Annotated in this window: 21 protein-coding genes and 4 pseudogenes; 5 read left to right on the top strand and 20 right to left on the bottom strand. The window is 68.5% G+C overall.

Annotated elements, in window-relative coordinates; genetic code table 11:
- Positions 1 to 59: 59 nt before the first annotated feature.
- Entirely contained in the window at positions 60 to 1,685 is a 1,626-nt protein-coding gene (locus tag J7528_RS04420; protein ID WP_291871731.1) for a family 43 glycosylhydrolase, read from the bottom strand.
- A 214-nt stretch (positions 1,686 to 1,899) separates the two neighbouring features.
- Positions 1,900 to 3,336 carry a sugar porter family MFS transporter gene (locus J7528_RS04415; protein WP_291871729.1) on the bottom strand — a complete coding sequence of 479 codons (1,437 nt, stop codon included), beginning with the start codon at positions 3,334 to 3,336 and terminating at the stop codon, positions 1,900 to 1,902.
- 347 nt (positions 3,337 to 3,683) lie between these two features.
- On the opposite strand from J7528_RS04415, the gene J7528_RS04410 reads away from it, so the two are divergent.
- The gene (locus J7528_RS04410; protein WP_291871727.1) at positions 3,684 to 5,873 is read left to right on the top strand and encodes a TonB-dependent receptor; all 2,190 of its coding nucleotides are present in this window, start codon (positions 3,684 to 3,686) and stop codon (positions 5,871 to 5,873) included.
- A gap of 117 nt (positions 5,874 to 5,990) precedes the next feature.
- Here the strand turns inward: J7528_RS04410 and J7528_RS04405 are convergent, their stop codons facing one another.
- From J7528_RS04405 to J7528_RS04395, 3 genes are all read right to left on the bottom strand, one after another.
- Complete coding sequence (locus J7528_RS04405; RefSeq protein WP_291871725.1) at positions 5,991 to 6,596, bottom strand: GNAT family N-acetyltransferase; 606 nt, start codon at positions 6,594 to 6,596, stop codon at positions 5,991 to 5,993.
- On the bottom strand, positions 6,593 to 6,772 hold the full coding sequence (locus tag J7528_RS04400; RefSeq protein ID WP_291871723.1) for a hypothetical protein: 180 nt from the start codon (positions 6,770 to 6,772) through the stop codon (positions 6,593 to 6,595). The genes J7528_RS04405 and J7528_RS04400 overlap by 4 nt, the downstream gene beginning before the upstream one ends.
- Before the next feature lie 203 nt (positions 6,773 to 6,975).
- Positions 6,976 to 7,704, bottom strand: coding sequence for a pyridoxal-dependent decarboxylase (locus tag J7528_RS04395; protein WP_291871721.1), 729 nt, complete (start codon positions 7,702 to 7,704; stop codon positions 6,976 to 6,978).
- 104 nt (positions 7,705 to 7,808) lie between these two features.
- Between J7528_RS04395 and J7528_RS04390 the strand changes: the two genes are divergently transcribed.
- On the top strand, positions 7,809 to 7,994 hold the full coding sequence (locus tag J7528_RS04390) for a hypothetical protein (protein ID WP_291871719.1): 186 nt from the start codon (positions 7,809 to 7,811) through the stop codon (positions 7,992 to 7,994).
- 171 nt (positions 7,995 to 8,165) lie between these two features.
- Here the strand turns inward: J7528_RS04390 and xylD are convergent, their stop codons facing one another.
- The 5 genes from xylD to J7528_RS04365 all read right to left on the bottom strand — a co-directional run bounded on the left by xylD (position 8,166) and on the right by J7528_RS04365 (position 14,253).
- Positions 8,166 to 9,941: a xylonate dehydratase XylD gene (gene xylD / locus J7528_RS04385; protein WP_291871717.1), complete on the bottom strand. Its 1,776-nt coding sequence runs from the start codon at positions 9,939 to 9,941 to the stop codon at positions 8,166 to 8,168.
- Positions 9,934 to 10,800: an SMP-30/gluconolactonase/LRE family protein gene (locus J7528_RS04380; protein ID WP_291871715.1), complete on the bottom strand. Its 867-nt coding sequence runs from the start codon at positions 10,798 to 10,800 to the stop codon at positions 9,934 to 9,936. Before J7528_RS04380 ends, xylD begins: the two co-directional genes overlap by 8 nt.
- A gap of 93 nt (positions 10,801 to 10,893) precedes the next feature.
- Positions 10,894 to 11,640 carry a D-xylose 1-dehydrogenase gene (gene xylB / locus J7528_RS04375; RefSeq protein WP_291871713.1) on the bottom strand — a complete coding sequence of 249 codons (747 nt, stop codon included), beginning with the start codon at positions 11,638 to 11,640 and terminating at the stop codon, positions 10,894 to 10,896.
- A gap of 5 nt (positions 11,641 to 11,645) precedes the next feature.
- The gene (locus tag J7528_RS04370) at positions 11,646 to 13,082 is read right to left on the bottom strand and encodes an aldehyde dehydrogenase family protein (RefSeq protein WP_291871711.1); all 1,437 of its coding nucleotides are present in this window, start codon (positions 13,080 to 13,082) and stop codon (positions 11,646 to 11,648) included.
- A 16-nt stretch (positions 13,083 to 13,098) separates the two neighbouring features.
- A complete protein-coding gene (locus tag J7528_RS04365; RefSeq protein ID WP_291871709.1) occupies positions 13,099 to 14,253 on the bottom strand; it encodes a fumarylacetoacetate hydrolase family protein in 1,155 nt (384 codons plus the stop codon).
- Between the two features lie 143 nt (positions 14,254 to 14,396).
- Here J7528_RS04365 and J7528_RS04360 point away from each other — a divergent pair.
- Positions 14,397 to 14,531 (top strand): annotated as a pseudogene (locus J7528_RS04360) (hypothetical protein); the annotation flags it as partial.
- Here J7528_RS04360 and J7528_RS04355 read toward each other — a convergent pair.
- A complete protein-coding gene (locus J7528_RS04355) occupies positions 14,518 to 15,576 on the bottom strand; it encodes a LacI family DNA-binding transcriptional regulator (protein WP_291871708.1) in 1,059 nt (352 codons plus the stop codon). The pseudogene J7528_RS04360 and the gene J7528_RS04355 sit on opposite strands and share 14 nt — an antisense overlap.
- 87 nt (positions 15,577 to 15,663) lie before the next feature.
- Between J7528_RS04355 and J7528_RS04350 the strand changes: the two genes are divergently transcribed.
- Positions 15,664 to 16,206: a molybdenum cofactor guanylyltransferase gene (locus J7528_RS04350; RefSeq protein ID WP_291871706.1), complete on the top strand. Its 543-nt coding sequence runs from the start codon at positions 15,664 to 15,666 to the stop codon at positions 16,204 to 16,206.
- A gap of 80 nt (positions 16,207 to 16,286) precedes the next feature.
- Here the strand turns inward: J7528_RS04350 and J7528_RS04345 are convergent, their stop codons facing one another.
- Positions 16,287 to 17,657 carry a sulfite reductase subunit alpha gene (locus J7528_RS04345; RefSeq protein ID WP_291871704.1) on the bottom strand — a complete coding sequence of 457 codons (1,371 nt, stop codon included), beginning with the start codon at positions 17,655 to 17,657 and terminating at the stop codon, positions 16,287 to 16,289.
- Positions 17,657 to 18,646, bottom strand: a complete 990-nt coding sequence (locus J7528_RS04340) for an FAD:protein FMN transferase (protein ID WP_291871702.1) — start codon at positions 18,644 to 18,646, stop codon at positions 17,657 to 17,659. Before J7528_RS04340 ends, J7528_RS04345 begins: the two co-directional genes overlap by 1 nt.
- A 10-nt stretch (positions 18,647 to 18,656) precedes the next feature.
- Here J7528_RS04340 and J7528_RS04335 point away from each other — a divergent pair.
- Positions 18,657 to 18,789, top strand: a pseudogene (locus J7528_RS04335) (hypothetical protein); the annotation flags it as partial.
- A 1-nt stretch (position 18,790) separates the two neighbouring features.
- Here J7528_RS04335 and J7528_RS04330 read toward each other — a convergent pair.
- The 7 genes and pseudogenes from J7528_RS04330 to J7528_RS04300 all read right to left on the bottom strand — a co-directional run bounded on the left by J7528_RS04330 (position 18,791) and on the right by J7528_RS04300 (position 24,244).
- Entirely contained in the window at positions 18,791 to 19,693 is a 903-nt protein-coding gene (locus J7528_RS04330) for a DUF4198 domain-containing protein (protein ID WP_291871700.1), read from the bottom strand.
- Complete coding sequence (locus J7528_RS04325; protein WP_291871698.1) at positions 19,690 to 20,205, bottom strand: DUF2271 domain-containing protein; 516 nt, start codon at positions 20,203 to 20,205, stop codon at positions 19,690 to 19,692. The genes J7528_RS04330 and J7528_RS04325 overlap by 4 nt, the downstream gene beginning before the upstream one ends.
- Before the next feature lie 11 nt (positions 20,206 to 20,216).
- A complete protein-coding gene (locus tag J7528_RS04320; RefSeq protein ID WP_291871696.1) occupies positions 20,217 to 20,846 on the bottom strand; it encodes a PepSY-associated TM helix domain-containing protein in 630 nt (209 codons plus the stop codon).
- 249 nt (positions 20,847 to 21,095) lie between these two features.
- Positions 21,096 to 22,097: pseudogene (locus J7528_RS04315) on the bottom strand (HWE histidine kinase domain-containing protein); the annotation flags it as partial.
- Positions 22,098 to 22,139: 42 nt separating this feature from the next.
- Positions 22,140 to 22,979, bottom strand: a pseudogene (locus J7528_RS04310) (PAS domain-containing protein); the annotation flags it as partial.
- 177 nt (positions 22,980 to 23,156) lie between these two features.
- Positions 23,157 to 23,858 carry a 2OG-Fe dioxygenase family protein gene (locus J7528_RS04305; RefSeq protein WP_291871694.1) on the bottom strand — a complete coding sequence of 234 codons (702 nt, stop codon included), beginning with the start codon at positions 23,856 to 23,858 and terminating at the stop codon, positions 23,157 to 23,159.
- Positions 23,855 to 24,244, bottom strand: coding sequence for a group III truncated hemoglobin (locus tag J7528_RS04300; RefSeq protein ID WP_291871692.1), 390 nt, complete (start codon positions 24,242 to 24,244; stop codon positions 23,855 to 23,857). The genes J7528_RS04305 and J7528_RS04300 overlap by 4 nt, the downstream gene beginning before the upstream one ends.
- Between the last annotated feature and the right edge of the window lie 140 nt (positions 24,245 to 24,384).

The following is a 24,384-nucleotide window of genomic DNA, read 5'->3' as shown; positions in this document are numbered from 1 at the left end:
GAGTTTATGCTCGGGCGCGCAAAGCGCGACCCGTGGCGCCGGGGCGATCGGTGAAGGGGTTAGGCCAGCGCCCGGTACTTGAAGTTCTTGAACCGCGCCGAGCCCTTGCCGGCCGCATAGAGGCCCGGCTTCAGCATCAGGAAGCCGCCGCGGACATTGTGGTGGTAGCCGCTGACTTCCATGCCGCGGTCGAAGCGCTTCCAGGTCTGGCCGCTGTCGCCGCTGGTGTGGAAGCTGACGATGTGGCGGGTGTTGATCAGCTTCATCAGCATCTTGGCGCCGTGCGGGTTCGCCGGCCGCCCGCGCTCGATGCCGTATTGGTGGGTGACGAAGTTCTTCTGATCGAAGCCCAGGCCCGCATACAGCTGGCGGTCGTAGAACAGGATCAGGCCGGCGCGGGTGTCGGCGTCGACCTCGATCTCGCACTCGATCTCATAGGCCTGGTCGCCATTGACGAAGATCAGCGGCGCGCCGCTGGACGGGGCCTCGCCGGCGCCCTTCAAGGTCATGACGCCGTTGGCGCGGCTGATGCGGCTGGCCTCGCCCGGCTTGGGGTCGAAGAATGCCCACTGGACGCCCAGCTTGTCGGTGGTGAAGTCGTCCGACAGCGCCTTGCCGTGCGGGCCGGGCTCGCCGCCCTTGGGTTTCTTGATCGGCTGCGAGAGATCGCCGCCTCCCACCTCGAACCAGCCGTCGGCGGTCCAGGTGACCGGGGCCAGCAGGGTCTGGCGGCCCAGGGTGTAATAGCCGTTCTCGTAGCCGTGATAGACGGTCCACCAGTCGCCCGGCGTCGGGCCCTCGACCAGGGTGGCGTGGCCGCGCGACCACCACTTCTCGCTGTTGTCGACGGTGCGCACGACCGGATTGTGCGGGTGATCCTCCCACGGACCGGCCAGCGACTTGCTGCGCGCCACGATGACCATGTGGCCGGTCGGAGGACCCGCCGTGCCGCCCACGGCGGTGATCATGTAGAAGTATTCGCCGCGCTTCATGACCTTGGGGCCTTCGGGCGAGAAGCCCTCGACGTCCCAGGTGTCGGGATAGCGCCAAGGGTTATAGACGTGTTCGGGCTCGCCCACCGTCGACAGGCCGTCGGGCGCCAGCTTGATGCGGTCGCCGCCCGACAGGAACAGCCAGCGATCGCCCTTTTCGTCGACGATGTGGCCAGGGTCGATATAGCGCGGCAGCTTCAGGTCGACCGGCTCGGACCACGGGCCTTCGATCTTGTCGGCCCAGATCACGTAGCTGGTGTTGTTGTTGGGGAACTTGGCCGGCAGGTAGATGTAGTAGCGGCCCTTGTGCTTGCAGATCTCGGGCGCCCAGATCGAGCCGACGTTGGTCTTCAGCGTCGTGGTGACCGGGGTCCAGTTCACCAGGTCCTTGGAGTGCCAGATCAGCAGACCCGGATACGCGTCGAACGACGAGTGGGTCATGTAGTAGTCGTCGCCGTCCTTCAGGATCGACGGGTCGGGGTGGTCGCCGGCCAGGATCGGATTCAGGAACGTGCCGTCGCCCAGGTCGGCCTTGCGCTGACCCTCGACGCCTTTCACCCAGGTCGGGCCGGTCGTGGCCTTGGCGGGCAGCAGGCCCATCTGGCCGGCGGCCTCGGAGGTGGCGGGCAGGGCGGCCAGGCCGGCGCCGGTCAGCAGCGAGCCCAGCGCGCCGCGACGATTGATATCGACCATGGGGTATTCCTCCCGACGAGTACTTTGGTTGCGGTCACTTAGCGGCAAGCCCGTGGCGATGTCCACCGGTGTCATGCTTTGTTGCGTTTGATTTCTATGACGTTTTTCAAAAACGCTACAAAGGGCCGTAACAACGATCGACCCTGAAAATCCGCACAAAAAAACGCCCGGGAGATGACCCCCGGGCGTTCCTTTTTCAGGCTGACGAAGAGGCTTAGCCCTCCATCGCCTCCAGTTCCTTGCCACGGGTTTCGTGGATCAGTTTCTGGACCAGGAAGAACGAGACCACGGCGCTGACGGCGTAGAAGCCGTAGGTGGCCGCCAGGCTCATCTTGGCCATGGCCGGGAAGCTGAACGAGATGGCGAAGTTGGCCATCCACTGGGCGAAGCCCGCGACGGCTAGGGCCGAACCGCGCATCTGGTTGGGGAACATCTCGCCCAGCATGACCCACATGACCGGGCCCCAGGAGAGGTTGAAGAAGATCACGTACAGGTTGGCGGCGACCAGGGCGATCGGGCCGACGCTGCCGTCCAGATGCAGGGCGCCATTGACCGTGGTGGCGGTCGAGAAGCACCAGGTCAGGATGCCCAGGGTCACGGCCATGCCGGCCGAGCCGATCAGCAGCAGGGGCTTGCGGCCGATGCGGTCGATCAGAGCGATCGCGGCCAGGCAGGCCAGGATCGACAGGGCGCCCGACAGGATGTTGATCTTCAGGCTGTCGTCCTCGGTGAAGCCCACCGACTGCCACAGCACCGAGCCGTAGTAGAAGACGATATTGATGCCGACGAACTGCTGGAAGATGGCCAGGACCAGGCCGGCCCACAGGATCGGACGGATCTTCTTGGTCACCGGGTCCAGCAGGTCCGAGAACTTCGGCTTGTGGTCGGCGCTCAGCGAGGCGCGGATCTCGGCGACCTTCTTGGCGCCCTGACCTTCGCCGAACAGGCGCGACAGGATGGCCTCGGCCTTGGCGTCCTGGCCCTTGGCGACCAGGTAGCGCGGGCTTTCCGGAATGCCCAGCAGGCACAGGAAGAACACGCCGGCCGGGATGACCTGCATCCAGAACATCCAGCGCCAGGCGGGCAGGCCCAGCCAGAACTCGGCGGTCGAGCTACCGGCGGTGTGGGCCAGCACGTAGTTGGCCAGGAACGCGCCGGTCAGGCCGGTGATGATCATGATCTGCTGCACGGACGACAGGCGGCCGCGGATGTTCGCGGGCGTGACTTCCGAGATGTAGACGGGGCACAGCACCGAGGCCGCGCCGACGCCCAGGCCGCCGATCAGGCGGAAGATGACGAAGATGGTCGAGGTGTGGGCCGCGCCGGTGCCCAGCGCACTGATGATGAACAGGATCGCCGAGATGATCATCACCGTGCGGCGGCCCCACACGTCGGCCAGGCGGCCGGCGGCGAAAGCGCCGATGGCGCAGCCGATCAGGATGGCGGCCACGTTCAGGCCGGTGCCGAATTCGGTGAGCTTGAAGGCGCTGTTCAGGCCTTCCTGGGTGCCGTTGATGACGCCGCTGTCATAGCCGAACATGAAGCCGCCGATCGTGGCGACGGCGACGATGCCGGCGACGAAGGCCATGTTGACCTTGCCCCCATCGGCGCTCATGCCGGCGCTAGGGCCAGCGTTGGAAACTGAAGCCACAGGTGTCCTCCCCGTTGGGCCCGTCCGGCCCGTTTGATGCCCTATGGTCCTTGTCGGACCTCTAGTTGCCGGCGACCTTAGTGTTACCGGTATCAGCGCGCAAGCGGCGGTTCTTAGGGCCCCCTTCAGCGCACGAGACTCACCCCTGCGGACCCTGGATAGCAGTTTCCGCAGTGTCCGTGAGTAGGACGCGCGGCGGGGAACATTGCGGAAAAGATATTTGTCTTCCGGGCCAAAGGGGCGCTACACATCGGAAGGCTAAATCTTACACATGTACATTTTGTAATGTTGCCGGTGTCGGCGTTGCAGCGTCGGCGCGTCGGTTGCTGCGTCTCTGGGGGATATCCGTGCGTCTGAAGCTTGCTCTTTTCGCCGCCGCGACGGCGTTGCTGCCGGTTGCCGTACAAGCGCAGACGGCTCCCGCGCCCGCCGCGCAGACGGCGCCCAAGCCCGCTGCGAAAGAGGGCTCGACCGCCGTCGAGGCCGTGACCATCACGTCCGACAACACCGCCACCCGCACCTCGATCGACAGCCGCAGCTACAGCGTCGCCAACGACCTGACGGCCAAGACCGGCTCGATCGCCGACGCCCTGCGCAACGTGCCCTCGGTGGAGGTCGACGTGCGCGGCAATGTCAGCCTGCGCGGCGACGCCAATGTCACGATCATGATCGACGGCAAGCCCAGCAACCAGTTTACCGGCGAGGGCAAGGGCGACGCCCTGATGTCGATGCCGGCCGACCAGATCGAGCGCGTCGAGGTGATGACCAACCCGTCGGCCGCCTTCCGTCCGGACGGCTCGGCCGGGATCATCAACCTGATCACCAAGAAGACCATGAAGCCGGGCACGAACGGCACGTTCCGCTTCAATGTCGACACCCAAGGCCGCCACAACGGCGGCGTCAGCGCCACGCGCCGCGACGGCAAGCTGACCCTGAGCGGCGACGCCAGCTATCGCTATGACACCCAGGACGCCCGCCAGCTGATCCAGCGCGAGACCCTGGACACGGCCAGCGGCCGCTTCCTGCCCAGCACCCAGGACGCCGACGTCCAGAACAAGGGCGGCATGGCCAACCTGCGCGGCGGCGTCGACTACGATCTCGACAAGCAGAACCGTATCAGCGGCGAGGTCCGCTATCGCCGCATGCAGTTCGACAGCGACATCGACGAGACCTACGCGGCCCAGAACGCCGCCGGTGGTTTGGCGCGTTCCTATGTCCGCACGCTGGACGGCGAGATGACCCGCGACAACGCCGCCGCCAGCGCCGACTGGCGCCGGCAGCTGAAGGGCGCCGATCACCTGCTGACCTCGCACCTGGAGTACGAGGTCACCGACTTCCAGCGCGACTTCGACGCCCGCACCGCCAACACGCCGGGCGCGACGGTCTATGAGCACGTCGGCCTGGGCGTCGACCAGGAGCGGGCCAACTGGAAGCTGGACTACTCAAAGCCGCTGCCCAAGGACGTCAAGCTGAAGACGGGCCTGGATTTCGAGCTTTCGAGCAACGACTTCACCAACTTCGGGGCCAGCGGCGCCACGGCCGGCGGCCTGGTGACCGATCCGGCGCGGACCAACCGCTACCTGTACGACCAGGACGTCTATGCGGGCTACGTGACCTATGAGCGCCCGTTCGGCGACTTCACGGTGCAGGGCGGCCTGCGCGCCGAGCAGGTGCAGATCGACCTGAACGACGTGACCCACGCCCTGAAGGCCGACAACAGCTACTTCAAGGTCTATCCGACCCTGCACACGCGCTATCAGCTGAACGAGAACCAGAACCTCAGCGCCAGCTTCAGCCGCCGCGTCCAGCGGCCGGGCGCCCAGGACCTGCATCCGTATCGGGTCTATATCGACCCCTTCAACTACCGGCAGGGCAACCCGAACCTGAAGCCCCAGATCACCGACTCGTTCGAGCTGGGCTACCAGTACCGCAAAGGGCCGACGACCTACCTGGCCACGGCCTATTTCCGCGACGCCAAGGACGGGGTGACCGACGTGGTCAGCAACCTGGGCAACGGCGTCTTCCTGACCACCCGCGAGAACCTGGGCAAGAGCCGCAGCGGCGGCGTCGAGCTGGTCGCCAACGGCCGCCTGACCAAGACCCTGACCTACAACCTGTCGGGCAATGTGTTCTGGAACGAGATCGACGCGGCCAACCTGGGCTTCACCGGCACGCGCTCGGGCACGACGCTGTCGGGCCGCGCCAACCTGAACTGGCAGGCGACCCCGAAGGACTTCTTCCAGGCCAACGTCTTCAGCTCGGGCAAGCGGATCACGCCGCAGGGCTATCGCGAGCCGTTCAAGATGCTGAACCTGGGCTATCGCCGTAAGGTCAACGACAAGCTGTCGTTCGTGGTCACGGCCCAGGACGTGGCCGACTGGTTCCAGGACGTGGTGGTCACCGAGACCCCGACCTTGCGCGACCGCACCCGCCGCACCGCCAATGTCCGCTCGGTGTTCTTCGGCTTCAGCTACGCCTTCGGCGGCGGCAAGGCGCGGCCCGAGCAGTTCGACTTCAGCAGCGGCGGGCCGGGTTAGGGATGAATTCCCTCTCTCATAGAGAGAGGGAGGGGCCCGCCGCCATGGGCGGTGGGAGGGTGAGAGGTTTCACCCTTAGCCGGAAAATCCCGAGGCCCTTGGCGCACTGACCGTGCGCTATTGGAGAGGGCGTACCCTCTCACCCTCCCACCGCTTCGCGGCGGGCCCCTCCCTCTCTCCATGAGAGAGGGTTTTGGGCCGCGCCGAGCCCGACAGCTCATCCTCCGCGCGGGCGGCCCAGGGCGAGGGCTGGGTCAGGTGCTTTTCGTAGCGCCAGATCTTCAGCGGGTACCAGCCGCCGGGGATCTCGGTCGGGATGGTCTGGGCGCGGGCCAGGGTCCAGCCGGACTTCTGGCAGAAGCGGGCGGCGCGGGCGTTGCCGATGGGGCAGGCCAGCCAGGGCGTGGTGATCCCGGCGTCCAGCAGGCGCTGTTCGGCGTCGACCGCCAGCATGGTGGCGATGCCCGCGCCCCGATACTCCTCGTCGACATAGAGTTGGCTCAGCTCATCGTCCTTGACCAGGTGGAAGCCCAGCGGCGCGCCGACAGGGCCTAGCGTGCGCACGCGGGGCAGGGCCACGGCCATGCGGTCGATAAAGCTGTCCAGGGTGCGGCGGGCGGCCAGGGCCTTGGGGACCAGCGGCAAATAGGCGTCGCGCCAGCCTTGCCACCACAGGCGGGCCAGGGGCGCGAGATCAGGAGCCTGGGCGGGGCGAACGCTCATCGGCCATCCTCCCCCATTTTGTTTTTCAGGGGAGGCAGGACAGCCGGAGCCTTTCGCAACGCGCCGCGCACGGCCTTGAAGCTCAAGACGGTTAAGGCGGCGATCGCGGCGGGGATCAAGGCCAGGAGCCAGACCACCACGACCAGGCCGAGCTGCAGCGCCGTCACCAGGACCACGAGGGTTGGCGATTCAGGGCGTTGAAGAGGGGCGCGTGTCACCGACAACATGCTGTCCGCACTAGATAAAACAGCCCCCGATCTCGCAACCATAGACCTATTTTGAGTTTCAACCCAGAAGAGAATTTTACAATTCACTGCAGGTTTTTTAGGAAATTCTTAAGCTTCTTTACATGGTCAGGCTTGTTTACTTCCGGGCCTCTTTAACCATACGCCAGGCCGAAATCACCGCGGCGACCGTGATCTCGCCGTCGCGGTCGGTGGTCGCGCTGTTCGAAGGCGGACGGCAGCATGCGGCCCAGGTCGTCGGTCTCGACCGTGATCACCCGCCTGGCGCCCAGGCCCAGATACTTCAGGCCCGAGAACACGGTGGCATGGGCGTCGGCGCCGATCAGCACCCGCACGGGGGGAGCGCCGATCAGGCCGTCGGCCTCGACGTCCCAGCCGATGCGAGCCAGGACCTCGGACCGCGCGGCGGCCAGGCAGACGAAGTTGGCGACCGTCGCGCCGGTCACGTAGCCTACCGAGGCCTGGCGCGGCAGGTCCAGGATCTCCAGCAGCCAGTTGGCCGCCACCGTCTCGATCGCCGAGGCGGCCGGGGCCGAGACCAGGTTGCCGACGTTCTGACCCCAGGCCGAGGCCAGCCAGTCGGCGGCCACGCCCGTCGGGTGCGAATTGCCGATCACCCAGCCGAAGAAGCGCGGTCCGGTCGCGGCGCGGATGCCTGGCGTAGCGCGGGTGATCAGGTCCTGGATGATCTCGCCGGGCGCCCCCGACGTCTCGGGCAGAGGCGCGTCGAAGGCGGCCAGCATGTCGCGATAGGTCGCCACCGGCGTCGTCTCGGCGGCGGCCACCCCGCGCCGATAGGCGATCGCTTCCCGCGCGGCCGCTGCCATGGCCGCCAGGCCGTCCTCGAAGTCCTGCGATGTCATGGGCCCCTCCGTTCACCATGAGGCGGTCCACAGGCCAAGCGGTCAAGCTGCCATGCTCTGGCCCCATTGGGGCTCGACCCTGGGTTCAGCGTTTGAGTGGCTGGATGTCCGACCAGAACCGAAATCTTTCCGTCCGCCGTTACGGCGACCGCTGGGCCGTGGCGGTCGGCGACGAGGTCGTGCTGGTCTCGCGCTCGAAGCAGGACGCGGAGTCGGTGCTGGCCATCGCCAACGACGTGCTCGAGCAGAGCGGCATAGATTCCGAGCGGCGGTCGTTCGCCGAGGACTGAGTTTCCCTCTCCCCTTGCGGGAGAGGGTGGCCGCCATAGGCGCTCGGGTGAGGGGTTGCACGAACAGAAACGCCGCGACCGGCCCATCGGCCAGTCGCGGCGTTCTGCGTTTATCGACCCCTCATCCGGCCCTTCGGGCCACCTTCTCCCGCAAGGGGAGAAGGGAAGAGGTTAGTGGTTATGCCGGGGCAGCTTCGACGCCAGGTCCTGGTACTTCACGGCGAATTCCAGGACCCCGCCGGTCTCCAGCTGGCCCGTGTGGGCGCGGTAGATTTCCTGCCAGGGGGTCATGGTCTCCGGCACGGCCGGGATGCCTTCCTTCTTGCGCTCGGCGATCGTCGCCTCGTCCACCAGCGCGTCGCAGCGGCCGGTGTTGATGTCGATGCGGATGGTGTCGCCGGTGCGCAGCCACGACAGGCCGCCGCCGACGGCGCTTTCCGGCGAGGCGTTCAGGATCGAAGGGCTGTCGGCGGTGCCCGACTGACGGCCGTCGCCCAGCGTCGGAAGGCTCATGATCCCCTTCTTTAGCAGGTGATCCGGCGGCTGCATGTTGACGACTTCCGCCGAACCCGGCCAGCCGATCGGACCAGCGCCGCGGATCACCAGGATGCAGCTTTCATCGATGTTCAGCGCCGGATCGTTGATCCGGTGATGATAGTCGTCCGAGCCGTCGAACACGATGGCTCGGGCCTCGAACACGCCCTCGTGGCCCGGCTGGGACAGGTAGCGCTCGCGGAAGTCGGCGCCGATGACGCTGGCCTTCATGATCGCGAAGTCGAACAGGTTGCCCTTCAGCACCAGGAAGCCGGCCTTCTCGGCCAGGGGCTGGGCGTAGGGGAAGATCACCTCGCGGTCGCTGGTCTCGCGGCCTTCCAGGTTCTCGGCCATCGTCTTGCCGGTCACCGTCAGCACGTCGCCGTGCAGGCGGCCCTGCTGCAGCAGTTCCCACAGCACGGCGGGAGCACCGCCAGCGCGATGGAAGCGCTCGCCCAGATACTTGCCGGCCGGCTGCATGTTGACGATCAGCGGGATGTCGTAGGCCGCGCGCCAGTCGTCGGCGGTGACCTCCAGGCCGGCGTGGCGGGCCATGGCCGCGATGTGCGGCTGGGCGTTGGTCGAACCGCCGGCCGCCGCCACCAGGGCGATGGCGTTCTCGAAGGCCTTCTTGGTCAGGATGTCCTTGGGCTTGATGTCCTCATAGGCCAGGTCGACGATCCGCTGGCCCGTGCGATAGGCCATCTGGCCGCGCTCACGGTACGGGGCGGGGATGGCCGCGCAGCCGGTCAGCGACAGGCCTAGGGCCTCAGCGACCGCGTTCATGGTCGAGGCCGTGCCCATGGTGTTGCAGTGGCCGGCCGAGGGGGCCGAGGAGGCGGCGCGCTCGATGAATTCGGCCTCGGTGATCTCACCGGCCGCCAGCTTGCGGCGCGAGCGCCAGATCACGGTGCCCGAGCCGACCAGCTCGTTCTCGTGCCAGCCGTCCAGCATCGGACCGCCGGAGAGGACGATGGCCGGGATGTTGACCGTGGTGGCGGCCATGATGCCGGCCGGGGTGGTCTTGTCGCAGCCGGTGGTCAGGACCACGGCGTCGATCGGATAGCCGTGCAGGGTCTCGACGAGACCGAGATACGAGAGGTTCCGGTCCAGCGCCGCCGTCGGGCGACGGCAGTTCTCGAAGATCGGGTGGACCGGAAACTCCATGGGGATGCCGCCGGCGTCCCGAATGCCATCCCGCACACGGGCTACCAGGTCCAGGTGGATACGGTTGCAGGGCGAGATGTCGCTGCCGGTCTGGGCGATGCCGATGATCGGCTTGCCGCTGCGCAGCTCCTCCGGCGTGATCCCGTAGTTCATGAAGCGCTCCAGATAGAGCGCCGTCATGTCGATATGGTCGGGGTTATCGAACCAATCGCGGGACCGGAACCGGCGGGGCGTGCGATCAGGCAAGGCGAACCTCGTATTGCGGCTGGCCCGCGACGTCGACCTGAACCGCGAACAGACCGCCGGCCAGCGGATACTGGGCCAGGGTTTCGTCGCTCAGGCCCTTGCGGGCGGTGGTGAAGAACAGGGTTTTCAGGTCAGGCCCGCCGAAGCAGGGCTTGGTGACGTTCGGGGCGGGCAGCTCGATACGGGCCACGGCCTCGCCGGTGGGCGAGAAACGGATGGCGCCGAAGCCGCCCCACAGGGCCGTCCAGACATAGCCTTCGGCGTCGACCACCGAACCGTCGGGATAGACGTCGTCGCCGACGGCGATCTGCACGAAGACGCGCTTGTTCGACAGCGCGCCGTCCTCGGCTAGGTCGAAGGCCCAGATGATCTTTTCCAGGGTGTCGGTGTGGTAGAAGGTCTTGCCGTCCGGCGAGACGCACGGACCGTTGGTGATGCAGATGTCCTTGTCCATCCGCGCCACGCCGGTCGCGTCCATGCGGTACAGCGAGCCGCTCTTGACGTCTTCGCCGTCGTGCATGGTGCCGAACCACAGGCGGCCCTGAGCGTCGACCGTGGCGTCGTTGGGACGGTTGTTCAGCGCCGGATCCTCGACTTCCATGATCCGCTGGAAGCCGGTCAGCTGGTTGAACTTGTAGAGACCCGACTTCAGGCCGGCGATGAAGCCGCCGCCCACGGCCAGCGGGGCCAGGAAGGTGATCTGCTCGGGGCCGTTGATGGTGACGGCGTCGCCGGTCGCCGGCTCATAGCGGTGGATCTTGTGGCCCTTGATGTCCACGAACCACAGCGCATTGCCGGTCCAGATGGGACCCTCGCCCAGAGTGGCCTTCAGATCCCAGACGCAGGTGGCGGCGCTCATACTCGCATAGTCTCCGTAAAACCGGTGTTGGCCGTTCGATAGGACGGGGAGGGCTTCCAGGGAAGTCCCCCTTTGGTCGAACGGCCTCTCCGGTTACCGCCAGCCCGCGTCGATCCAGTACTCGTGGCCGGTGCACAGCGAGGCGTCGTCGGAAGCCAGGAACAGCACCAGCGAGGCGACGTTGTCGGGCACGATGCGGCCCTTCAGGCACTGGGCCTTGACGATCTCGGCCTCGCCTTCCGGCGTGTACCACTTCTCCTGGCGCTTGGTCTTGACGTTGCCCGGCACCACGCAGGTGACGCGGATGTCGTCGGGGCCCAGCTCTCGGGCCAGGGCGCGGGTCATGCCCTCGATGCCGGCCTTGGCGGTTTCGTACAGGACCAGGTCCTCCAGACCCAGGTGCCAGCTGATCGAGCCGAAGTTGATCACCGCCCCGCCGCCACGCTTGGCCATGCCCGGCGCGACGGCCTGGGTGCAGAACAGCATGTGGCGCAGGTTGACGTTGATCCGCTCGTCCCAATAGGCGCCGGTGACGTCGCCCAGGCTGTGGCGGTCGTCATTGCCGGCGTTGTTGACCAGCACGTCGACGTCGCCGATCTCGGCGAAGACCGCCTTGATCGAGTCCAGGTCCATCAGGTCGCAACGCTTGTAGACCGGCGGAATGGCCGAGCCCGAAAGCTCGGCTTCCAGCGCCTTGGAGTCCTCGTCGGCGATGTCCAGGAAGATCACTTCCGCGCCCTGGCGCGCGAAGCCGGCGGTGAGGCCGGCCCCGATCCCCGAGCCGCCGCCGGTGATGACGACGCGCTTGCCCTTCAGGCTGGGGTAGATGGCTGACGACATGCTGCTTACGACCACGAGTAGGAGGTTTTGGTCTGGGTGAAGAACTCGACCGCCGCGAAGCCCTGTTCGCGGGCGCCGTAGCTCGAGCTCTTCGTGCCGCCGAACGGCACGTGGTAGTCGACGCCGGCCGTGGCCAGGTTGACCATGGTCATGCCGGCCTTGGCGTGGCGCTGGAAGTGGCGGGCGTATTTCAGCGAGGTCGTGGCGATGCCGGCCGACAGGCCGAACTCGACGCCGTTGGCGATCTCCAGGGCTTCCTCGTACGACCCGACGCGGATGGTCGAGGCGACGGGGCCGAAGACTTCCTCGTTGTTGATCCGCATGCCGGCTTGGGTGTCGGCGATCAGGGTCGGCTGCACGTACCAGCCGGGGTTGTCCAGCTTCAGGCGATCACCGCCGGTGACCAGGCGGCCGCCTTCCCCCTTGGCGATGTCGATGTACTTGTACGACGTCTCCATCTGGTCTTCGGAGACGGCCGGGCCGATCTGGGTGTTGGGGTCCAGAGCGTCGCCGACGCGCAGGGCGGCGACCTTCTCGGCCAGCAGGGCCACGAACTTGTCGTGGATGCCGTCCTGGACGATCAGGCGCGAGCTGGCGGTGCAGCGCTGGCCGGTGGCGTAGAACGAGCCGTCCAGGGCGATGGCGACGGCGCGCTCCAGGTCGGCGTCGTCCAGGATGATCAGCGGGTTCTTGCCGCCCATCTCCAGCTGCACGCGGGCCTGGCGGGCCACGGCGGCGGCCGCGACTTGCGCGCCCACGCCTTGCGAGCCAGTGAACGAGACGCCGTCGACGTCCTTGTGCTTGATCAGGGCGTCGCCCATCGAACCGCGGCCGAACAGCATGTTGAACACGCCCGCCGGAGCGCCGCATTCCTGCATGATGTCGGCCAGCACGTTGGCGGTGGCCGGGGTCGGGCCGGCCGGCTTGATCACCACGGTGTTGCCGAAGGCCAGGGCCGGAGCCGCCTTCCAGGCCGGGATGGCGATCGGGAAGTTCCAGGGGGTGACCAGGCCGAAGACGCCGACGGCCTGGCGGTAGGTCTGGACCTCGACGCCTGGACGGGTGCTTTCCAGGTTCTGGCCGTGGCGGCGCAGGGCCTCGCCGGCGAAGTACTTGAAGATGCGGCCGGCGCGGACGGTCTCGCCGACGCCTTCGGCAACGGTCTTGCCTTCTTCGCGGGCCAACAGCTTACCGATGTCGGCGCTGCGCGCGATGATCGTGCTGCCGACCTTGTCCAGCAGGTCCGAGCGGACTTCCGGCGAGGCTTCCGACCACGAGGGGAAGGCCTTCTTGGCGGCGTCGACGGCGGCGTCGACCTCGGCCGAGCCGCCGTTCGGCACCTGGGCGACGACGTCGTTGGTGTTCGACGGGTTCAGGCTCTGGGTCGGGGCGTCCGAAGCGACGCGTTCGCCGCCGATGTAGTGGCGCAGGGTATCGGTCATCGCGCTTGCTTTCGAATTAGAGGAGGCCGCGGCCGGCCAGGTTGCGGATCAGGGCCGAGATGCCGAACGTCCACGGCTGGGCCTTGTCGCAGGTGGTGACTTCGTTCTCGAGCACGCCCAGCTTGGCGGTCGAGACGCGGACGCGGTCGCCGACCTTGTGCGTAAAGCCCTGGCCGGCGGTGTCACGGTCCTGGATCGGGGCGAACATGGTGCCCAGGAACAGGGCGAAGCCGTCCGGATACTGGTGCTGCTTGCCGAACGCCTGGCCCGCGAGCACGGCAGGATCACGGCTGATCAGGCTCATGTTGCTGTGGCCATCCAGCACGAAGTTGTCGCGGCCGGTGATCTTCAGCGTGACCTCGGCCGAGCGGACGTCGTCCAGGCTGAAGGCGTCGTCGAAGAGGCGGAAGAACGGACCGATGGCGCACGAGGCGTTGTTGTCCTTGGCCTTGCTCAGCAGCAGGGCCGAGCGGCCTTCGAAGTCGCGCAGATTGACGTCGTTGCCCAGCGAGGCGCCGCGGATCTGGCCCTGGCCGTCGCACAGCAGCACGACTTCCGGCTCGGGGTTGTTCCAGTGGCTGTCATAGCGGACGCCGACATGGTCGCCCCAGCCCATCGACGACAGGGTCGGGCCCTTGGTGAAAATCTCGGCGTCGGGGCCGATGGCGACCTCGAGGTACTGCGACCACAGGCCGTCCTTGATCAGGGTCTGCTTCAGGCGCTCGGCGCCCTCCGAGCCCGGGTTCACGCTCTTCAGGTCGCCACCCATGCTGGCCGACAGCTGTTCGCGGATCTTCAGGGCGGCGGCGGCGTCGCCGCGCGCGCGCTCCTCGATCACCCGCTCCAGGGTCGAGACCGCGAAGGTCACGCCGGCGGCCTTCAGCACCTGCAGGTCGACGGGCGCCAGCAGCTTCACGGCCGCCTGGCCGTCGGCGTCTTCCCAGACGGGGCGGATGTCGAGGGCTTCCAGCGGACCCTTGTCCTCGCCGCGCGGGATCGCCGCGCCGGGACCAAAGGCGTTCATCAGGTCGGCGACGGTGGGGGCGATTTTCGAGACATCCTCGACACGGCCGCCGCGCACCAGCACGGGCGTCGGGCCATCGCCGAAGTCGATCCGACCCAGCAGAGTCGCGTCTTTCCAGTCTTCCGGAAGGAATTCACTCACGCCCACGGCGTCGTCTCCCCTTTGTTCGAGCGTCTCAAGGCAGCCGAGGACTATCGGCGGCGCTCGTTCGTCAGATGCTTGGTAGCGCTAACATGTGGAGACGGCAAGCACGTTGTCTGACCAATCTTATTTGTCCCTCTCTCATAGAGAGAGGGAGGGGCCCACCGCGTAGCGGTGGGAGGGTGAGAGGTTACGAGAGCAGACGGCGTGCCGGCACGCCGGTTGAGGGTGTAACCCCTCACCCCAACCCTCTCCCTATGGGAGAGGGAGCTATTCGGCGCTAACCGGCCCCGACGAATCCCGCACGATCAGCGTGTGCGGGTGCATCAGCTGCCTCGGCTCGCCGCCGCCGTCGCGGTGGCGGCGGATTTCTTCCAGGACCAGGTCGACGGCGGCGCGAGCCATGGCGGCGATGGGCTGGTGGACGGTGGTCAGGGCGGGCCAGATATTGTCGGCGATCGAGGTGTCGTCGAAGCCGACGATCGAGACGTCGCCCGGCACGTCCAGGCTCAAGCGGTGGGCCAGGCCCGCGGCGGCGGCGGCCATGTCGTCGTTGGCGGCGAAGATGGCGGTGGGGCGCGGTTCGACGGCCAGGATGCGCTCGGCCGCTTCCAGGCCGGAACGATAGGTGAAGTAGCCCTGCTCGACCCGGATGTCCTCCATGGGGATATTGGCGGCCTTGAGGGCGGCCATGAAGCCGTCCAGGCGCTGCTGGCTGACGGTCTGGTTCGGGTGGCCCTTGATGAAGCCGAAGCGCCTGTGGCCCAGGCCGATCAGGTGCTGGGTCAGCTCGAAGGCGGCCGCCTCGTTGTCGATGCGGATGGTGGCCATGTCGGTGCTGGCCATGCCGGGCGCGACGGCCACGGCGGCGGCGCCGGCGGCGCGGACCTCGGCCAGGACCTGGGCCGACTCGCACAGCGGCGGCGGCAGGATCAGGCCGTCGACGCCGGTCTTGAGCAGGCGGGTCAGGGTGGCGCCGGCCAGCTCGGGCTCGGCGCACTTCTCGATGACGATCTGGGCGCCAGTGCGGCTGCTTTCGTCCAGGGCCCCTACCAAGAACTCCGAGAGATAGCCCGTCGAGGGGTTGTCGTAGAGCAGGCCGATGCGGAAGGGCGCGCTGCCGGCCAGGCTGCGGGCGGCGGGGTTGGGGGCGTAGTTGAGATCGGCGATGGCCTTCTCGACCAGGGCCCGGGTCTCTTCCTTGACCGTGCTCTCGCGATTGATGACCCGCGACACGGTCATGGGCGACACGCCCGCCCGCGCGGCGACGTCACGGATCGTGGCGCTCTGGGTCGTGCGACGACGCTGGCGCTCGGCAGGCTGGCTCATTCTTTTTCCGTCCCTTTGCGGGGCGGACACTAGACCGCTTCGGGCAGAGCTTGGAAGAGCAAGCGAAAATCCTGCTAAGACGCGGGCATGACCATGCTGGGCGCGATCATTCTGTGCGGCGGCGGCTCCCGGCGGATGGGGTGCGACAAGGCTGTGCTGGCCTGGGATGGCGTGCGGGCGGTGGACCGGGTCGCGGCCCTGGCGCGAGCCGTGGGGGCGCAGGCCCTGGTCACCGCCGGGGCGGACCTGGGCTTGCCGTGGATTGCCGATGACGAGGCCGGCGCGGGGCCGGTCGGCGGGGTGCTGGCGGGGGCGCGAGCGCTGGGCTGCGAGCGGCTGCTGGTGCTGGCCGTGGATGCGCCGACCGTGACGGTCGAGGATCTGGCGCCGTTGCTGGCGGCGGGCGGCTACTACGAGGGCCTGCCCGTGCCGATGGTAGTCGAGACGGCCGCGCTGCCCGCCGATGCACAGGCTGGCTGGCCGCTGCGGCGGTTCGTGGAGCGGGCGGGATTGATGGCGCTGCCGGTCCCTGAGGGTGCGCTGGCAAGGCTGCGGGGGGCGAATACGCCGGAGGAGCGCGAGGTTCTCACCCAAACCGCTCATCCCCGCGAAAGCGGGGACCCAAGCTGAGCAAGACTGTGATGCACGGCGTTTGATGACCAGTGCCGCTTGGGTCCCCGCTTTCGCGGGGATGAGCGGAGTTTATTTGGTCAGTACACGTCCCGCCGGTACCGCCCCTCGTCGGCCAGGCGCTCGACCATCTCCGCCCCCAGCACTTCGACCAGCACGGCATGGACGTCGCGCGACATCCCCTCCAGCGAGCCGCAGACATAGATCGCCGCGCCGTTGGCCACCCAGCGGCGCAGGATGTCGGCGGCCGCGCGCAGGCGGTGCTGGACGTAGATGCGGCTGTCCTGGTCGCGCGAGAAGGCCAGGTCCACGCGGTCCAAGAGGCCCGAGGCCTTCCAGCCCTCGATCTCGGCGCGGTGGAAAAAGTCGTGGGCGCTGGTGCGCTCGCCGAAGACCAGCCAGTTCCAGCGCACGCCGGCGGCCGCGCGGGCCTTCAGGTGCGCGCGCAGGCCGGCGAGGCCGGTGCCCGAGCCGATCAGGATCAGCGGGCGGCTGGCGTCCGGCGCATGGAAGCTGCGGTTGGTCCGCACGCGGGCGTCGATCGTCTGGCCCACTTCAGCGGAGTGGCACAGCCAGCCCGAGCCCAGGCCCGGCTGGCCGTCCGCGCGGGTCATCAGGCGGACGATCAGCTCGACGGCGCCGTCGCTGGGCAGGGAGGCGATCGAATATTCGCGGTGCGGGAGTTCCGGGTCGTTGCGCGGGCCGACTTCAAGGATGTCGCCGGCCTGCCAGGTCGTGGCGTCTTTAGGTTCCAGGCGGATGTGCCAGGCTTCGCCGCCGGGGCTGCCTGGGTTCAGCAGGGTGCGCTCGGCCAGGGTCCAGCGGCCATAGGCGGGGCGGGTCCAGTCCGGAGCGTCGGTGACGCCGGTGAGCAGGGAGAGCTGCCCTTGCCAGTGACGCAGCGCGGCGGGATCGCCGTCGTCGACCTCGACGCGATCGAACAAGGGCTGCGCGCCTGAGTGGGCCAGCCAGGCGTCCAAACTGCGGCCGAAGGCGCAGAACTCGGCATAGGTAGAATCGCCAAGGGCCAGCACGCCGTATCGCAGGCCCGGCAGCGCGACGCCGTCCTTCATCACGTCGCGGATGAAGGCGCGGGCCGGGTCGGGCGCGTCGCCCTCGCCGGTGGTGCTGACGACGAACAGGGCGCGGCCGGTCAGGTCGGCGGCGGTGACGGCGCCGAGCTCGCGCAGGGTGACCGGGACGCCGGCTTCCGACAGGGCCTTGGCGGTGGCGGTCGCGAGTTCCTCGGCGAAGCCGGTCTGGCTGGCGAAGGCGACCAGCACGGGCTCGCCGGCGCCTTGCGACAGGGCCTTGGCCTCGCGGCGGACGGCGGCGGCGCGCAGGGCCTCGCGGACGGCGACGCCCGCGCAGAACAGGGCGTAGACGCCAGCCACGGCGCCGGCCTCGATCAGGCGGCGGGTCTCGGGCGGGAAAGCGGAAAGGTCGAGCATCAGTCCAGCATCGCCCGCAGGGCCGGCGACAGGCGCTCCTCGAGGCCCGCCGGACCCCGGCTGACGATCAGCGCCGCCAGGTCGTGCTCGGCGGCGAAGGCCAGGGCGGCGTCGGGGGCCATGACGGTCAGGGCCGTGGCCCAGGCGTCGGCGCTCATGCAGTCCCGCGCGAGGACCGTGACGCTGACGGTCGGATTGGTCGTCGGCGCGCCGGTGGCCGGGTCCAGGGTGTGGGCATAGCGGCGGCCGTCGTGATCGAAGAACCGGCGGTAGTCGCCCGAGGTGGCGACGGAGAGATCGTGCAGGGCGACGACGGTCTTTTCGGCGTCGTTCGCCGTCGGAGGACGCTCCAGCTCGACCCACCACGGCTGGCCGTCGGGCTTGGCGCCCGTGCCGCGCAGCTCGCCGCCAACCTCCACGAGGTAGCTCGTCACCTTGGCGCGATCGAGGGCGGCGGCGGCCTGGTCGACGCCGAAGCCCTTGGCGATGCCGTTCAGGTCGAGGCGCAGGCCGCCGGGCTGGAACAAGGCGTCGCCGTCGAGGGCCAGGCGCTTCCAGCCGCCGGCGTCTCTCCGCGCGGCGATGTTGGCCGCTTCCGGCGGGCTGCCGGAGAAGGGGCGGGGGCCAAAGCCCCAGAGATCGGTCAGCGCGCCCAAGGTCGGGTCGAAGGCGCCGTTGGTCCGCTCGGCGACTTCGATCGCGCGGCGCAGGACCGTGGCGGTCGCGGCGGGCAGGGTGGTCCAGCTCCCCGCAGCGGCGCGGTTGTAGCGCGAGAGGTCCGACAGGGGCTCCCACGGGCTCATCTGCGCGACGACCGCGTCGAGCGCGCGCTGGACCATGGCTTCGAGCGCCGGGAGGTCGGTCGTGGCCGGCAGCACCGCCTTGACCGACCAGGTCGTGCCCATGGTCTCGCCGCCGAACGCGCGCACGCTGCCGCCGACGGGGCGGGCAGGCGGCGTGGTCAGGGCGGGGACGAGGACGCGGGGCATTTGAAATCTCGTCCTCCCCCGTGAAACGGGGGAGGGGGACCGCGAAGCGGTGGAGGGGGCGTCGACGGTGGGGTGCGCCCCCTCCGTCACGGCGCGTATTCGCGCCGCGCCACCTCCCCCGCTACGCGAGGGAGGAGAACGGCTTTACGGCCGTTGAGCTTCGATCACGGCGGTGTAGCTGGCGCTCTGGCCGTTGCCGGCGAGCGGTTGCGCAGGGGCCGGAGCCGCGCCCGGCGCCGGCGGAGCGCCGCCACCCGGACCACCCATGCCGCCGCCGCGACCGGTCTCACCCGTGCGTACCGTGGCGTTGACCCAGTACATGCCGGGTTCGGGCAGGGTGAACTTCACCGCGCCGTCGCGGCCGGTCTTCAGCTTGATCTCGCCGGGATTGGCGCGCCAGCGGTGGCCGCCGGGGGCGAAGGTGACTTCCAGGTCGGCGGCCGGCTTGCCATCCAGCACGAACTTGAAGGTCGCGGCTTCCGTCGCCACCACGTCGGTCGGGTGGGTGACGGGGACCAGCTCCAGGCCCTTGCCGGTCGGCTTCAGGGCGTCGGTGTTGGGCTTGTCGCGCGTGACGAAGGTCTCGTTGCGGCTGGCCATCTTGATGACCTTCAGGTCGGCGGCGCCGGCCGGGACCTGCTTGGCGAAGTCTTCGGCCGAACCGCGGAAGCGCTTGACCACGCCGCCTTCGGTGTAGCTGGCCATCACCGAGTTGGTGGCGGTGAAGATCTTGTAGGTGCCCGGCTTGCTCAGCTGGACGTCGAAGACCGAGCGCAGCTGGCCCGTGACGCTGTTCTGGATCTTGTCCGGCGTCCCGTCCGGCGCCAGCACCTGCACGCCGTCCAGGCGCATCGGGCGGTGGTCGGGGTGGAACAGCTCGTTCGAGACGGCTGCGTCGATGGTCGCCCACGCGCCTTCGCCCGACAGGTTGGTGAACGACGGAACCATCCAGCCACGGTGGGCCGAGGCGGTCATCGGCAGGGCGAGGGCCACGCCAACAGCGGCGACGGCGAGAAGGCGCTTCTTGAAGGTCATGGCTTTTCTCACTTCACGGAAACGGTGACGGCGCCCAGTTCGGTCGCGCCCTTGGCAGTGGCTTTACCCGGCTTGCCCCAGGTGAACGGCACGCGGACGGCCTCGTGGCCGCCGACTTCGCGAGCGGCTTCGACCACCAGATTGTACTGGCCGGGCTTCAGGGCCTTCAGCGCGCCCTTCGAGCCGCCGAAGACCACGGTCTGCGGGCCCGGCGCGCGGGTGGCGCCGGTGACGCCGTCGGCCGGGAAGCTCATCTCGCGGCCGGCCTTGCGCCACCACTGGCGCATGTCCTTCAGCCACTTGGTCCCGTGGTCTTCCTTGGAGTCGGCGTCGTACCAGACCGCCAGGGTGCCGGCGGCGGTGCTGTCGGCCGCGTTCTCGATCCAGATGGCGACATAGGGCTTGTGGTACTCGGCCACCGTCAGCTTCGGCACCTCGACGGTGACGTTCAGGTCGGCGGCGAGGGCCGGAGCGCCGGCGACAGCGGCGCCAGCAAAGGTGAGCAGGGAGATCGGACGCTTCACGGGGTCTGCCTCTAAAGGTGGACGAACAGGATGATGAGAATGAGCGGGGCGGCCAGGCCCAGGCCGACCAGCGGCCAGGTCAGCGGCCGGGCGCGGGCGTGGAACTGCAGCAGGATCAGGCCGGTGACGGTGAAGACCACGCAGGCGGCGGCGAACACGTCGATGAACCAGGCCCAGGCCTTGCCGGTGTTGCGGCCCTTGTGCAGGTCGTTGAGCAGGCTGACCGCGCCGCGCGTGGTCTTCTCGTGCTCGACAGCGCCGGTCTCGCGGTCGATCGACACCCAGGCGTCGCCGCCCGGACGGGCCAGGGCGACATAGACCTCGTCGGCCGACCATTCGCCCTCGCGGCCCGCGACGTCGGCGCCGACGGCCTTGTCGAGGAACGGCTCCAGCTGGACGGGCAGGGGGCGCTTGCCCTCTTCCGGACCCTTGGCCAGCACGGCCAGCAGGTCGGCGGGCAGGGTGGCCTTGCGCGAGACGACGACGGGTTTGGCCTCGATCTGGCCGGCGTGGTTCAGGGTGATGCCGGTGATGGCGAACAGCAGCATGCCGATCAGCGACACCGCCGCACTGATCCAGTGCCACTGGTGCAGCTGCTTCAGCCAGAAAGAGCGGCGATGCTGGTCGGCGGCGGATTTCACGGCGTACTGACGAACCTTGGCGTTGGAAGGCTCGTCCTTACTTGAGAACGAATTGCAATTTCAAGCCACAACACGCGCTGTGGGTAGGAACTATCCCAACAGCTGCCTTCCTAGGCCTTGTGCCTAGGACCCATGGTTCAGCTGGCAGGGACGCTAAGCAGGGAATGCGGGGAGGGCGAGCAAGCGCTCGTGCGCAAGGCCGGCGGACAGATGGGTCCTAGGCACAAGGCCTAGGAAGGCGACGGTGGGTTACTGCGCGGGGACCAGTGCGCCTCTCGCCAGCGCTCCCAGGAGGGCGCTGGGCGCCACGGGCTTGCGCAGGACCGGACCGTCGTCGACGTCGGGCTCCTGGTAGCCGGTCAGGTAGACGAACGGGATACGGCGGCGGCTGAGCGCCAGGGCCACCGGGGTGATCAGTCGGCCGCCCAGATTGACGTCCAGCAGGGCGCGGTCGATCGGCTGGTCGTCCAGCAAATGCAGCGCCTCCTCGATCGTGCCGACCGGCCCCACGACCTTGGCGCCGGCGGCGGTCAGCACGCGGGTCAGCTCCATGGCCACCACGGCCTCGTCCTCGACCACCAGCACGCGCTGGTCGCGCAGGGCGGGGCTTTCCTCGACGGAGAGGCCAGGACGATAGGCTGGCGTCGACTCGGTGGCGCGGGCCTGGGCGCCCTTCAGGATGTCCAGGCGCACCTTCAGGCCCTGCGGCCGCCAGGTCAGCTCGACCCGGCCGCCCACCTGTTTGACGGCGCTCTCGATCAGGGTCGAGCCGAAGCCACGCCGGGCCGGAGCGACCACGGGCGCGCCGGCGTCCTCGCGCCAGATCAGGCGCAGCACGTCGCCCACACCCCAGATCCAGCTGACGTTCAGTCGCCCCAGCGGACGCGACAGCGCGCCGTACTTGCTGGCGTTGGTGGCCAGCTCGTGGATGACCAGGGCCAGGGACTGGGCGGCCTGGGCGTCGATCAGGGCCGGGGGGCCGTCGATGACGATCTGGCCCTCGCCGTCGATGCCATAGGGATCCAGCTCCAGCCGCAGGAGGTCGTGCAGGTCGACGCCGCTCCAGCGGGCGGTCGACAGCAGGCTGTGGGCGCGGGCCAGCGAGCCGATGCGGCCCGACAGCGCCTGGACGTACTGGGCCTTGTCCTCGAACGGGGTCAGCTGAGCTAGCGACTGGACCACGGCCAGCACGTTCTTGGCGCGGTGGTCGACCTCGCGGATCAGCAGGCGTTCGGTCTCCTGGGCGCGCTTGAGGGCCAGGTCCGAGCGGGCGCGCTCGCTGGCCGTCCAGATCAGCTCGGCGACATCGGCGACGAAGGCGGTCTCGTTGGCGGAAAAGGCGTGCGGGCCGTCATGGGCCAGGAACAGATAGGCCGACAGCGCCCCGGCCTTGATCAGCGAGACGGTGACGAAGGCGCGGATGCCGATGGCCTCATAGGCGTCCAGGGCTTCGGGTGAATTGGTGCGCGGGTCCAGGGCCACGTCGCCGACGGACACCAGCCGGCCGGCGCGCATGTCGGCGCTCATGTCGGGCCCGAAGTCGTCGAGGCGGAAGCGCAGGCCCTTCAGCGACGCCACGCCGCTGTGGGTGCTGCCGTCGTCGGCGACGATGTCGGCCACGTCGCCGTCCTCGTCCATTTCGGCATAGCCGGCGCGGGCGACGCCCAGCTGCTGGGTCAGCATGCGCGCGGCCAGCTGGGCGATGGCGACGGGATTGGTCTCGTCGCGCAGCTTCTGGCCGAGGTCCAGCAGGGCCGCCCGGCGACGCTCGCCGACCAGCATGCGCTCCAGCTCAGCGGCCTGCTGCCGGCGCTCGGAGATGTCGGTGACCAGCACGTAGTAGCCGGGGATCTCGCCGTTGCGGGCGATGTCGGGCACGTACTGCGCCTCGATATAGCGGGCGCCGGCCTGGTAGCTGACCTCGCCCTCGAAGGTGACGCTCTCGCCGGCCAGGGCGCGGGTCACGTGACCGCGCAGTCGGCCATAGGCTTCGTGGCCCAGCACCTCCAGCAGGGTGCGACCCTCGATCAGCGAGCGGTCGATGCCGAACCACTGTTCATAGGCGCGGTTGACGAAGCGATAGCGCTGCTCGCGGTCGACATAGCCGATCAGGATGGGCACCGCGTCGGCCATCGCGCTGGAGAAGACGGCGCGTCTTTCCAGGGGCGGGTAGGACGGCAAGGCGTTGTCGTCTCGAGACATGCGTGACGGACGCTCTTTCCCTGGGGCAGCGGAGCCTCACCGTGGCACGTCGTGATCACAGACCGCATGCGACAAGCGGTCGCAGCGGCAACCTTGGCGGGTGTTTGGTTAACCGACGGCCTCGCGGCGGTAGGTCACGACCAGCACATCGCGAACCGCCGGCTGGGCCGGATCTAGCGGCCGTATGGGGGTGACGCCGTGCAGCACGCGGTGATCGTCCAGGAATACCGCGTCGCCGGGCGCGACCAAGGTGAACGAGCCCAGGCTCGCCCCGTCCGGCGCGAAGATGTCGGTGACGCCGCTGTCGACGTTCTGGCGGTCGACCAGCATGACGATCACCCAGTCGACGCCGTCGCGGTGCGCGCCCTCGGGTGTGGGCATGCCCTGCTCGCCCGCGCGGGCCTCGATGCGGAACTGGTGCAGTTCGACGTGCCAGGGCTGGTCCGAGGCCGGCGACAGCGGGTGGAGCTGGTCCAGGCCCGCCTTGATCACCGCCTGGGTCACCGGGTGCTCGGCGATCGTGTCGGTGACGGGCTCGAACCAGCGCTGCACGCCGCCGTTCAGCGGGTTGTAGTCGCGGCTCTGCCAGTGGGGCTGGTGCGGCTTGCGCTCGACCGCGCCGGGCAGGGCCGAGAAGGCCGCGAACCGCCGGCGGCGATAACGACCGCCGTCGGCCATGAAGGTGTCCAGGCCCAGGTCGTTCCAGCTGTCGGCGAAGCTAGTCCATGCGGCTGAGGCCTCGGGGCCGAGCAGGGCGCGGGTCTCGTCGGCTTCGAAGCGGACGAAGCCTTCCGTCGCGAGCGCGCTCAAGCGACCGCGCCCGGCTTGAAGAAGAGGCCCAGTTTCAGGCTGGCGGCGATGCGCTCGGCCTTCTGGCCGACGATGGCGGCGCGAGGCGCGTCGAAGATCTCGACGGCGGTCTGGTGGAACAGGTTCAGCCAGGGCGTGAACAGGCCCTCGGTGATGCCTTCCACGCTCTGGTGGACGATCATCGGCTGGCCCTTGTAGCGGCCGGTGGTGTTCAGCACCGACGACCAGAAGTCCTTCAGCGTCGCCAGGTGATGCGGCCAGCCGTCCTCGCCGATCGCGTTCTCGAAGATCGGCCCCAGGCGGTGGTGCCGGCGGATGCGCGCGTAGAAGGTCTCGACCAAGCGGTCGATCTCGTCATCGGTGAATTGGGGCGGGGGAACAGCCATGGCCGGAACATGGGTCTTTCGAGGCGGCAGCTGAACCCCGCCGAGATCAAACTTAGCTTCGGATTCTTACTTAAGGGGGACAGGGACGTGACACCCTCTCTCATAGAGAGAGGGGAGGGGCCCGCTGCAAAGGCGGTGGG

This window comes from Caulobacter sp. (genome assembly GCF_017744445.1).
GTDB lineage: Bacteria > Pseudomonadota > Alphaproteobacteria > Caulobacterales > Caulobacteraceae > Caulobacter.
Note: the sequence above shows the minus strand (reverse complement) of the source record. Positions and strands in the feature narration are given on the sequence as shown.

Coding starts and splice junctions, on each gene's coding strand:
- J7528_RS04420 (WP_291871731.1), bottom strand. CDS start 1,685: ATGGTCGATATCAATCGTCGCGGCGCGCTGGGCTCGCTGCTGACCGGC.
- J7528_RS04405 (WP_291871725.1), bottom strand. CDS start 6,596: ATGAGCGTTCGCCCCGCCCAGGCTCCTGATCTCGCGCCCCTGGCCCGC.
- J7528_RS04395 (WP_291871721.1), bottom strand. CDS start 7,704: ATGACATCGCAGGACTTCGAGGACGGCCTGGCGGCCATGGCAGCGGCC.
- J7528_RS04390 (WP_291871719.1), top strand. CDS start 7,809: ATGTCCGACCAGAACCGAAATCTTTCCGTCCGCCGTTACGGCGACCGC.
- J7528_RS04380 (WP_291871715.1), bottom strand. CDS start 10,800: ATGAGCGCCGCCACCTGCGTCTGGGATCTGAAGGCCACTCTGGGCGAG.
- xylB (WP_291871713.1), bottom strand. CDS start 11,640: ATGTCGTCAGCCATCTACCCCAGCCTGAAGGGCAAGCGCGTCGTCATC.
- J7528_RS04370 (WP_291871711.1), bottom strand. CDS start 13,082: ATGACCGATACCCTGCGCCACTACATCGGCGGCGAACGCGTCGCTTCG.
- J7528_RS04355 (WP_291871708.1), bottom strand. CDS start 15,576: ATGAGCCAGCCTGCCGAGCGCCAGCGTCGTCGCACGACCCAGAGCGCC.
- J7528_RS04350 (WP_291871706.1), top strand. CDS start 15,664: ATGACCATGCTGGGCGCGATCATTCTGTGCGGCGGCGGCTCCCGGCGG.
- J7528_RS04345 (WP_291871704.1), bottom strand. CDS start 17,657: ATGCTCGACCTTTCCGCTTTCCCGCCCGAGACCCGCCGCCTGATCGAG.
- J7528_RS04340 (WP_291871702.1), bottom strand. CDS start 18,646: ATGCCCCGCGTCCTCGTCCCCGCCCTGACCACGCCGCCTGCCCGCCCC.
- J7528_RS04300 (WP_291871692.1), bottom strand. CDS start 24,244: ATGGCTGTTCCCCCGCCCCAATTCACCGATGACGAGATCGACCGCTTG.